This is a genomic window from Vibrio sp. V43_P6S15P86 (assembly GCF_009904725.1).
GTDB lineage: Bacteria > Pseudomonadota > Gammaproteobacteria > Enterobacterales > Vibrionaceae > Vibrio > Vibrio diabolicus.
Genome location: NZ_WXWT01000132.1, coordinates 1 through 6,063 on the forward strand (window position 1 = coordinate 1; position 6,063 = coordinate 6,063).

A 6,063-nucleotide genomic window follows, 5' to 3' on the forward strand; every position below is an offset into this window, starting at 1 on the left:
AGATAACGCTCGTGATATAACTTTAAAAATGACAAACGGGTATTAGCTAGATCTAAAATGAATATAAAAACGAGATCTAAGTCGCGTGAGAGCGTGAATTAGCACGTTAATTGTACAAAATGGTTATTCGTAGTGATGCAGTAAGTCACGCATTTCTTTCCTTTGTAAGTAAACCACCGAGTCTTCTTGATAACTGAAAAGTTGATAAATCATCGCTTTGGCGACATCTTCCGCTCGAATAGGTAAAAAGTTGGACAGTTTGCCAAGCATGAATGGGCGAATTACCTTAAACAGAGTTTGCACTAACTTCTCGTCCGTTCTTGGGCTTTGACGTTGACCAGCAAGCGGGCCTGGGCGAACAAACACGATTTCCTCAAAACCCATAGCTTCGATTCTTTGTTCCATTTGTCCTTTACAGGCTAAGTAATGGGATGGTGATTTACTATTTGCACCAAGGCTAGAAACAACCGCAAGGCGTTTGACTCCGATCGTTTTCATCTGTTGGGCGACTTTACACACCAGATCAACATCTACTCTACGTAAATTATCCTTACTGCCTGCTTGCTTAAGAGTTGTGCCTAAACAGATAAAGCCGATGGTCGGTGTTGGTTGGTTATCATCCCATTGGTGGATAGAGAGGTCGGCATCAATGAGAGGAACAAGCTTATTGTCCGCATCTAGGACGCCATCGAGTGGGCGGCGAGAAATATAATATAAGGTACCAACACCTGATTGATTTATGAGGTTTGTAATGACTTTTGAACCGACTAAGCCAGTCGCCCCAGCGATGATGGCGCAGGTGTTGTTATCCATGTCCTTTCTCCTATATGGGAATATAGCCTAAGCTATTGTAGCGGATTTCAAGGAGTTACTTATAATCGAATGCTCGAAAGGTGAGACGCTCTGCGAACTCAGTAGACTTTCCTGACAGAAACCTGATTAGCGCTGCCCCAAGTGGATGCAAGGGTATACAATAGCGGACGCTCAAAACTGGGGCTGAGCAAGATTTCTTAATCAATGGAACACCTCTCACCCAGACAACATCAAAGGAACGTAAAAAATGGATGACTCTTTTGCTGCGGAGATACAAGCACGCATAGATAACAAAACCAAACCCGTCGGTTCTTTAGGCTTATTGGAAAAGGTGGCACTGCAGTTAGCTCTTATTCAAAGTCAGGATAAACCTCAGCCAGTTGATTCCATCGCTATCTGCAAACCAAGCATGCTGGTATTTGCTGGAGATCACGGCGTTGCAGAGGAGGGCGTGAGCATTGCGCCAAGCGAAGTCACTCAGCAAATGATGGCTAACTTTCTCGCTGGCGGCGCAGCCATCAACTGCTTTTGCGACATCAATGGCATCCAACTCAAAGTAATAGATTGCGGCATGTTGGCACCTATTGATGTGCTGGTTCCAGAATTTAAGTTTCATCCAAACTTGGTTGAACAACGGTTGGGTAACGGTACGGCTAATTTCTCTAAACAATCAGCGATGTCCCCAGAACAAGTGGCGCTAGGTTTAGAGTATGGCGCGAAGATTGCTGAGCAAACCATTTTGTCTGGCTCAAATCTATTGATGTTCGGTGAGATGGGCATTGGTAACACCAGTTCGGCTTCCGCACTGTTATCGGCGCTGAGTTCATTAGATATTGACTATTGTGTTGGTGTCGGTACAGGAATCAATCAACAGCAGTTGAGCCGTAAATATAAACTAGTGGCTCAGGGCGTGAACCGATGTCGAACTCTGGATACCAAAGCGATTCTCGCACAGGTTGGAGGGTTTGAAATCGTACAAATGGTGGGCGCTTTTTTAGAAGCCAAGCGGCTTAAAACCCCAGTTTTAGTGGATGGATTTATCGTATCGGTTGCTGCGTATATTGCAACGTTGCTAGACGAAGAAGCACGCGAATACATGTTGTTTGCCCACCGCTCCGAAGAAAATGGACATAAGTTTGTATTAGAGTACCTAAAAGCAGAACCTCTACTCGATCTTGGTTTACGATTAGGGGAGGGAACCGGAGCCGCTCTTGCCTTACCCTTGTTAAAAGCTGCTGCCCAGTTTTACAACAAGATGGCGAGCTTTGAGAGTGCAGGAGTTACAGTATAGTGTCAGTCCCTGATAATTCTGAGAACGTCACGCCGTCATCGTTAAGATACCAGTGGGAGTTGTTTCTATTAGCTATCAGTTTTTTTAGTCGCTTACCCGTACCCCAAGCGTTGCCATACAGTGAAGAACGCATGAATCAGGCTGGCCGTTACTTCGCGTTAGTTGGTCTCGTAATTGGAGCGCTTTGTGCTCTGGTATTTTCGCTCACCTCAATTCTTTTCCCAGAATCGGTTGCCATAGTATTAACAATGGTGTTTAGCTTATTGTTAACAGGGGCATTTCACGAAGACGGCTTGACTGATATGGCGGATGGGATTGGCGGTGGCATGACTGTCGAGCGACGCCTCTCTATTATGAAGGACAGCCGCATTGGCACTTATGGTGCAGCCACTCTCATTATGGCGTTATTGGCTAAGTATGTTTTTTGGAGTGAACTGGCTAACTTGCCGCAGTTTTGGTTGGTCATTGTCGTCGCTTATACCGCAAGCCGAGCACTAGCCGCGACGCTTATTTATGACATGCCTTATGTCAGTGACAGTGATACGTCGAAAAGTAAACCGCTGGCAAATAGCCAGTCTTCTTTAGAAGTCTCCATTTTGTTGTTTACTGGTGGCATAACATTGCTTGTGCTTGGTATCACGCAGGCGATCTTTATATCGCTTGTTCTCGTGGTATTTCGTTTGATGTTCAAACGTTGGTTAACCAAGCGAATTGGCGGCTTTACGGGGGATTGTCTTGGCGCAGCGCAGCAGCTATCGGAACTGCTTGTTTATCTCACTATGATTGGGTTTTATCACATCTCATGAAGCAATTGATACTCGGTGGCGCGCGCTCTGGGAAGTCGCATTTGGCGGAAAAAACAGCCAAGCAATTATCGACCACTTCTCAACACTCATTACATTATGTTGCAACCGCGCTGCCATTTGACCAAGAAATGCGAGAGCGAATAGCGCATCATCAAAAGCAACGCGGGGGCGAGTGGCAAGAGCATGAATGCCCCCTTCATTTATCTGAGTTACTGACAAGTTTCGCTACCACCGATGTTGTATTGGTCGATTGTTTAACCTTGTGGCTCAACAATTGGATATTTGAGTTAGGTGATGAATGTTCCAATGAGAAGCTAGAAGCAGAAATTGAAAAGCTTATACAGGTGGTACGTGGCTCAGATGCGACGTTAATATTCGTCTCTAACGAGGTTGGAATGGGCATTGTGCCTTTGGGGGCGGTTAGTCGTTACTTTGTGGATAATGCAGGACGGATGAATCAAAAACTAGCCAGTGTTTGCCATCGTGTTACCTTTGTTGCTGCTGGTTTGCCGTTGGTTCTTAAAGAGTAGGATGGAACAAAATGAAAACACTCAATATCTATCTTGTGCGTCATGGAAAAGTAGATGCTCCACCAGGACTCCATGGCCAAACGGATGTAAAAGTTACGCCTGCTGACCAAGAAAGCATTGCTCGGGCTTGGAGCGAGAGTGGACGAAGTGTGGGTGGAGTGATTTGTTCTCCGCTTTCACGTTGTCAAGAACTGGCAAACATCATTGCTGAACAGCAATTATTACCAGTAATGACGGATGAATCTTTACAAGAAATGGCATTTGGTGATTTTGATGGTGTGCCTTTTGATATGCTCACTGAACAGTGGAAAAAGCTAGATGCTTTTTGGCAATCGCCAGCACAACACACGTTGCCGAATGCTGAGAGCTTAAGCACATTTTCTGAGCGCATATGTCGCGTTTGGTCTCAAATCATCAACGATATCAATGACAATCTACTTATCGTCACGCATGGTGGCGTCATTCGTATGATTCTTGCTCATGTATTGGAGTTAGATTGGCGTAACCCAAAGTGGTATTCGACGTTGTCGATAGGAAACGCTTCTGTCACGCATATAACAATTACCATAGATGAGCAAATTTATGCCTCGGTACGTTCGATTGGCGTACCTCTTTTAACTCGTTAATTTATAAATATTAAAATGCCCAAAGCGATACTGCTTATAGGCATAGTCACGGAAGATGTCAGTGGAAGCCCATCTGCTAGGTGCAGGAAGCGAAAATTGACTCAGTTACATAAAAAGGAAATATAGAAATGACAACGCCGAGTTGGGATTTGTCCATCGTTTATAACGACCTTTCTGACCCACGAATTCAAGACGATATTGCTCTTGTGGAACAATGTATTGATCTTTTGAATAAACAATCAGCAGATTGTGGCAACGTAGAGATCATGCAAAATGCGATTTTGACCAATGAAGCCGCGAGTCGTTTAGCGGGCACAGTTGCAAATTTTGCGAGTTGTTATGCTTCTGTTGATGCAACAAACGCCGAAGCGAAATCGTTACTTGGTAAAATGACCCGCATCTTTTCGGAGCTTTCTCAAGCGTTCAGTCCCTTTGATTTGACACTAACGCATGCCGACGAAGAGTTTATCTTGCGCGTGTTAGACCATGAGAACCCTGATATCAGTGGGCAAGCTTTTTCTATCTTGAATTCCAGAAAGTTGGCGGATACTCGTCTTAGTAACGCCGAAGAACAGCTACTGGCTGCGATGAGTGTGGATGGTAAGTCGGCTTGGGGTAACCTATACGATAACCTGACTGGCTCATTGAAAGTGAAGCTTGAGTACGCAGATGGTAAGAGTGAAGAGCTTGGGTTTTCTCAAGCGGCAAGCATCCTTTATGGGTCTGAATTTGAGCGTCAAGAAGCCGCGTGGCGAGGCGTACAAGATGCAATGCAAACGCACCAAGAATCATTCGCTGCAATTTTGAATGCGTTAGCAGGATGGCGTTTAACTGAAAACAAAAAGCGTTCGACGAAGCGTGAAGTTCACTTCCTCGAGCCGAGTTTGCATGGTAGCCGAATCCAAGCTGAAACTTTAAATGCGATGATGACCGTAGCCAAAGACAGTCGAGCTATTGGTCAGAAAGCGGGTTTATTGATGGCGAAAGTACATGGTCTGGATGAGATGAAACCTTGGAATCATCTGGCAGCTATGCCCGCCTTGAGCGGTGAAGCGAAGGTCTACGACTTTGATGAAGCGATTGATGTTATTTGTGAAGCATTTGAAACAGTAAACCCTGAGATGTCGGAGTTTGTCCGTTTGATGGTACAAAATGGTTGGATTGATGCCGCGCCAAATGCCAACAAGCGTCTTGGCGCATACTGCACCAAACTGCCAGCAACGCGAACACCACTTGTGTTTATGACTTGGAGTGGCAGTCGCTCAGACCTTATGACTCTTGCACATGAACTTGGCCATGCGTTCCATAACTGGGTTATTCGTGATTTGCCACTTTGCCAAACTTACTACCCAATGACGTTAGCAGAAACCGCCTCTATCTTTGCAGAAAACATCGTTCGTGATCATTTGATTTCGAAAGCGGAGAACGTCGATGAAAAGCTAGAGATGTTGTGGGAAGAGTTGTCATCTGCGCTAGCTTTAATGATCAACATTCCGGTCCGCTATGAGTTTGAGAAATCGTTCTATGAACGCCGCCAGGATGGAGAGTTAACCGCAGATGAATTCTGTGAGTTGATGTCTGAAACTTGGAAAGAATGGTATGGCGACGTAATGAGCGAGCCGGATCCGTACTTCTGGGCAAGCAAGCTGCACTTTTCTATCGATAGTGTGAGTTTTTATAACTACCCATACCTGTTTGGTTTCTTATTCAGCAAGGGTATTTATGCACAGCGAGAAACCAAAGGCGAAGCGTTTTACACCGATTACATCAATTTGCTGCGCGATACTGGCTGCATGATGGCGGAAGATGTTGTCGAAAAGCATCTATCGATGGATTTAACCCAACCAACGTTTTGGCAGCAGAGCGTTGAGCTAGTGCGTGAAAAAGTCGATGAGTTTGAGCGTTTACTCGCACAGCGCGGCTAAGTTTTTCGCAGTGTTGATGCATAATCTGCTTTATAGCTACAAAAATTTGATCAAATCATAATGATCTTAATC

At 45.0% G+C, this 6,063-nt stretch carries 6 protein-coding genes; 5 read left to right on the forward strand and 1 reads right to left on the reverse strand.

Translation table 11 applies throughout. From position 1 onward, the window contains the following. Nucleotides 1-123 precede the first annotated feature (123 nt). Nucleotides 124-813, reverse strand: coding sequence for an NAD(P)H-binding protein (locus CAG69_RS05870; protein WP_161443139.1), 690 nt, complete (start codon nucleotides 811-813; stop codon nucleotides 124-126). A gap of 247 nt (nucleotides 814-1,060) precedes the next feature. Here CAG69_RS05870 and cobT point away from each other — a divergent pair, with 247 nt between their 5' ends. From cobT to CAG69_RS05895, 5 genes are all read left to right on the forward strand, one after another. After that, complete coding sequence (gene cobT / locus CAG69_RS05875; RefSeq protein WP_161443141.1) at nucleotides 1,061-2,104, forward strand: nicotinate-nucleotide--dimethylbenzimidazole phosphoribosyltransferase; 1,044 nt, start codon at nucleotides 1,061-1,063, stop codon at nucleotides 2,102-2,104. Then, nucleotides 2,104-2,910 carry an adenosylcobinamide-GDP ribazoletransferase gene (locus CAG69_RS05880; RefSeq protein WP_161443143.1) on the forward strand — a complete coding sequence of 269 codons (807 nt, stop codon included), beginning with the start codon at nucleotides 2,104-2,106 and terminating at the stop codon, nucleotides 2,908-2,910. The genes cobT and CAG69_RS05880 overlap by 1 nt, the downstream gene beginning before the upstream one ends. Beyond that, nucleotides 2,907-3,440 carry a bifunctional adenosylcobinamide kinase/adenosylcobinamide-phosphate guanylyltransferase gene (gene cobU, locus CAG69_RS05885; protein WP_161443146.1) on the forward strand — a complete coding sequence of 178 codons (534 nt, stop codon included), beginning with the start codon at nucleotides 2,907-2,909 and terminating at the stop codon, nucleotides 3,438-3,440. The genes CAG69_RS05880 and cobU overlap by 4 nt, the downstream gene beginning before the upstream one ends. A gap of 11 nt (nucleotides 3,441-3,451) precedes the next feature. Beyond that, on the forward strand, nucleotides 3,452-4,066 hold the full coding sequence (gene cobC, locus CAG69_RS05890) for an alpha-ribazole phosphatase (protein ID WP_161443147.1): 615 nt from the start codon (nucleotides 3,452-3,454) through the stop codon (nucleotides 4,064-4,066). 128 nt (nucleotides 4,067-4,194) lie between these two features. After that, nucleotides 4,195-5,991: a M3 family oligoendopeptidase gene (locus CAG69_RS05895; protein WP_161443148.1), complete on the forward strand. Its 1,797-nt coding sequence runs from the start codon at nucleotides 4,195-4,197 to the stop codon at nucleotides 5,989-5,991. Nucleotides 5,992-6,063 lie beyond the last annotated feature (72 nt).

Bases quoted from the DNA above. Each gene is read 5' to 3' on its own strand.
- CAG69_RS05870 (WP_161443139.1), bottom strand. From the start codon at position 813: ATGGATAACAACACCTGCGCCATCATCGCTGGGGCGACTGGCTTAGTC.
- cobT (WP_161443141.1), top strand. From the start codon at position 1,061: ATGGATGACTCTTTTGCTGCGGAGATACAAGCACGCATAGATAACAAA.
- cobU (WP_161443146.1), top strand. From the start codon at position 2,907: ATGAAGCAATTGATACTCGGTGGCGCGCGCTCTGGGAAGTCGCATTTG.
- cobC (WP_161443147.1), top strand. From the start codon at position 3,452: ATGAAAACACTCAATATCTATCTTGTGCGTCATGGAAAAGTAGATGCT.
- CAG69_RS05895 (WP_161443148.1), top strand. From the start codon at position 4,195: ATGACAACGCCGAGTTGGGATTTGTCCATCGTTTATAACGACCTTTCT.